The organism is Candidatus Cloacimonadota bacterium, from assembly GCA_020532355.1.
Taxonomy (GTDB): domain Bacteria; phylum Cloacimonadota; class Cloacimonadia; order Cloacimonadales; family Cloacimonadaceae; genus UBA5456.
The window spans coordinates 1-3,305 of sequence record JAJBBD010000253.1 but is presented as its reverse complement, the minus strand read 5'-3'; the positions used below and the strand labels follow the sequence as shown (position 1 = coordinate 3,305).

Genomic DNA, 3,305 nt, shown 5'->3' with positions numbered 1-3,305 from the left:
TTGTAATTATTAGTCACTGTCACAATAGGGAAAAACTTGAAGCTTTACGCAAATTCATCACTCAAATAGAAGCGATGGGATTACGTATAGTGGCTTTAAGAAATGCCTTTCCTTCGGTTCGAGTGTAATGTTCCATGAGTATTTAGCGTGGTTGTTGCAAAATTTCCTCAAGCTCCAAAAAGTGCTCTGATTTTCCTTGACAGGAAGACTATGTGCATCATACTGACCCAAAGAGGTAGTGAATGAAGAATTACATATTAATCATAATCCTGTTTGCAGGTCTGATTTCATCAGCATGGAGCATTTCCATATTCGATATTCAGTATACTGCTTTCCCGGGTAATGATAATACATATCCATCTCCGTATGTCGGAAAAAGTGTTAGCACAGAAGGCATTGTTACGGCTGTGGATTATAAATCTGATGGTTTCTTTATCTCTGAACCGATAAGTGGTCCATACAGCGGTTTATTGGTTCTTGATCGCAGGAATAATGTCCGAACAGGAGATCGCATCCACATATCTGGTGTTGTACAAGAAAGCTTTGGGATGACCTCTTTACAAAACATAACATCTCTTACCATTCTTGAGCGCAACCATCCTCTTCCCCGTCCCGCTATTCTTACTACTGCTCAAATCACTCACGCTGTTGAAGCGGAAGCCTATGAAAGCGTTTATGCCAAAATTCAATCTTTAAGCAGTTCAAATAAGAAAAGCAGTCGCAATCGTCTGGGTGTAAGCGATGGCACAGGTTTATGCAATATCTCATTGGGCAGTTTTGGAAATATGCCGCTTATTTCATCCAAGAGTTACAGCCAGTTCTCTTCAATTACTGGCATTGTAACCTTTAGTTTTGGCGAGTTTTCTCTTAATCCCATTTCTGTTTCTGATATTGAAATTCACGAACCAGTATCGGTGCAAAACCGCAGCTGGGGAAAAATCAAATCCATCTACAAATAACGAGGTATAATAATGAAAAAGTTCTTCAAAACCATGCTTTTCATCGGCGGTACCGCAGCAGCAGCCCACTTTGGGATGAAGGCTTTCCGTCGAGTTAGCGGAGTGGTTAAACTCTCCAAATCCCTTCCCGAATTTCTTTCTAATGTATATGGTGAATTTCCCAAAGTAGATATAAACCAAACTATGAGCTACATTTCGCTAAAGATTTGTTTTAGTCAGGATATCCTTGATAAACACGATGATATCGAAAATACCGTGCGCGAATATATTGACGATTTCTATCCCGAAGTAGCCAAATGCTCCGTAGATATCGACATTCAAGCTAAGACAGTTGAAGAAGAAGTGGAACCCCCAGAACAAAGCGATGAGGAGCCAGAACAGGAAGCCTAATTTGTCTTGGCTGCTTAACATTTTGGTGGAGTACTTGTTATTCCACCTTTTTTATATGTAATCTTGTGGTTTTATTACATAAAACACTTATCTTTTTGATATGAAATCATAGATACTGGAGGATACCAATGAAAGTAGTTCACTACGACAATGTTGAACTTGAACCCGTTTATGCCGAAGGAGCTCAAGGAGCTCAGATTCGCTGGCTTATCAGTCAAAAAGACGGCGCTCCGAACTTTGCTATGCGTATGTTTGAAGTAGAGCCCGGAGGTCACACCCCTTATCATCAACACAATTGGGAACACGAACTTTATTGCCTCTCCGGCAAAGGCGCACTCGTTACCGAACGCGGAGAATTACCTTTTGCCGAAAACGATATAATGTATGTAGATCCCGGTATGATGCATGCTTTCAAAAACGTAGGCGAGGATACACTTAAGTTCCTCTGTCTCATTCCGCATGAACAACCGGTAGTTAAGAAAACTCTTAATCCTTTTGCCGATGAAGAAGCTAATAACTGTTAGGATGTACTATGAACAAAACTAATAAAGAATATCTGTATCAACTGCTACGTGTTGCCAGTCCCTCCGGTTTTGAAAGCGATGCTCAAAAGATTACTAAAGGGTATCTGCGTGGAACTTGCGATGATATTTCCAGCGATATAAACGGTAATCTGATCGCTTTTAAACGCGGAAGCGGAGATTTAAAGATAATGATTGTTGGTCATGCCGATGAGATTGGTTTTATGGTAAATTACATTGATGATAGCGGTTATGTATACGTAAAACCTTTAGGTGGATTTGATGTAAACTTACTTCCAGGTTTAAGGCTTGACATCCATCATGACGGCAAAGTAGTTCGAGGAATCATCGGTAAGAATGCCCCACATATGACGCGGGGAGATTCAGATAACCCCAAGCTCAAGATGGAAGATATCTGGATCGATATTGGCGTAAAAGATAAGAAAGACGCCGAAAAAAGGATTAGCATAGGTGATATAATTACCTTCCATAGTGAGATAGAAGAGCTTAGTGAAAACGTAATCGTGAGCAAAGCTACCGATAACAAAGTTGGTGTTTATATTGCGGCTGCAGTTATGAAAGCTCTTGCTAAAACTCAAGTTTCCGCAAACTACTATGCAGTATCTTCTGTGGGTGAAGAAACAACAATGAAGGGCTCTCGCACCAGCTCCTACAAGATCGAGCCGGATATTGCCATCGCTGTTGATGTTACCTTTACTTCTGATGTACCAGGCGCCGATAAAAGGAAATTTGGCGACGTCAACCTGGGTAAGGGACCTGTTCTTGCTTTGGGTGCTGCGCTGCATCCCGGATTGAACAAACATTTGCAAGATATTGCCAAACAACATAAGATTCCTATCCAATTGGAAATTTCTCCCAGCTACACTGGCACCGACGCCGATGCTATTCATGCCCAACGAGGTGGAGTGGCAACTGCAGTACTCAGCATCCCCAATCGCTATATGCATTCGCCTAATGAAATAATCAACTTAGAAGATTTGGATAATGCGGTTAAGCTCCTTACAGAATTTGTTAAAACCGCCAGTGATAAATTGGACTTGAGCAGATAAAGTTCAAACTTCAAATGTATAAGGCACTGTTCCTCATGAGCGGTGCCCTTTTTAATATGCACCCAGCTTTTTATGTCGCAGCAGTATAAAGAATCACCCAAATTTACAAATGGCGATCACCAGTACAAATGGGGATAAAGCCTTGCGTGGTTTGGATCACCGATTATTGCAAATTGAGCTGATTTCTGACTATTTGTTGACTTTTGGGTTTCGCTCCAAAATGCCCGATTTTTTTTTAAGCCGCAAAGAAGTGACAAAACTCCAATACTGATATCTATCCAAATCCTGATCCTGATCTATAGTTAAGGCTCTTAGATCCGAACAACGATATCTCTACAATCTGAGACCGCCATAATGCAATTCTC

Annotated in this window: 4 protein-coding genes; all 4 read left to right on the top strand. The window is 41.0% G+C overall.

All coding sequences use genetic code 11. The annotated features are described in order from the left end of the window. The first annotated feature begins 242 nt into the window (after window positions 1–242). The 4 genes from LHW48_08880 (at window position 243) to LHW48_08865 (ending at window position 2,940) form a co-directional block, all read left to right on the top strand. A complete protein-coding gene (locus LHW48_08880; GenBank protein ID MCB5260563.1) occupies window positions 243–959 on the top strand; it encodes a hypothetical protein in 717 nt (238 codons plus the stop codon). 12 nt (window positions 960–971) lie between these two features. Then, complete coding sequence (locus LHW48_08875; GenBank protein ID MCB5260562.1) at window positions 972–1,349, top strand: hypothetical protein; 378 nt, start codon at window positions 972–974, stop codon at window positions 1,347–1,349. A 128-nt stretch (window positions 1,350–1,477) separates the two neighbouring features. Then, window positions 1,478–1,873 carry a cupin domain-containing protein gene (locus LHW48_08870; protein ID MCB5260561.1) on the top strand — a complete coding sequence of 132 codons (396 nt, stop codon included), beginning with the start codon at window positions 1,478–1,480 and terminating at the stop codon, window positions 1,871–1,873. 8 nt (window positions 1,874–1,881) lie between these two features. Further along, window positions 1,882–2,940 (top strand): M42 family metallopeptidase, encoded by a 1,059-nt coding sequence (locus LHW48_08865; protein MCB5260560.1) that lies wholly within the window; start codon window positions 1,882–1,884, stop codon window positions 2,938–2,940. The last annotated feature ends 365 nt before the right edge of the window (window positions 2,941–3,305 follow it).

Coding starts and splice junctions, on each gene's coding strand:
- LHW48_08880 (MCB5260563.1), top strand. CDS start 243: ATGAAGAATTACATATTAATCATAATCCTGTTTGCAGGTCTGATTTCA.
- LHW48_08875 (MCB5260562.1), top strand. CDS start 972: ATGAAAAAGTTCTTCAAAACCATGCTTTTCATCGGCGGTACCGCAGCA.
- LHW48_08870 (MCB5260561.1), top strand. CDS start 1,478: ATGAAAGTAGTTCACTACGACAATGTTGAACTTGAACCCGTTTATGCC.
- LHW48_08865 (MCB5260560.1), top strand. CDS start 1,882: ATGAACAAAACTAATAAAGAATATCTGTATCAACTGCTACGTGTTGCC.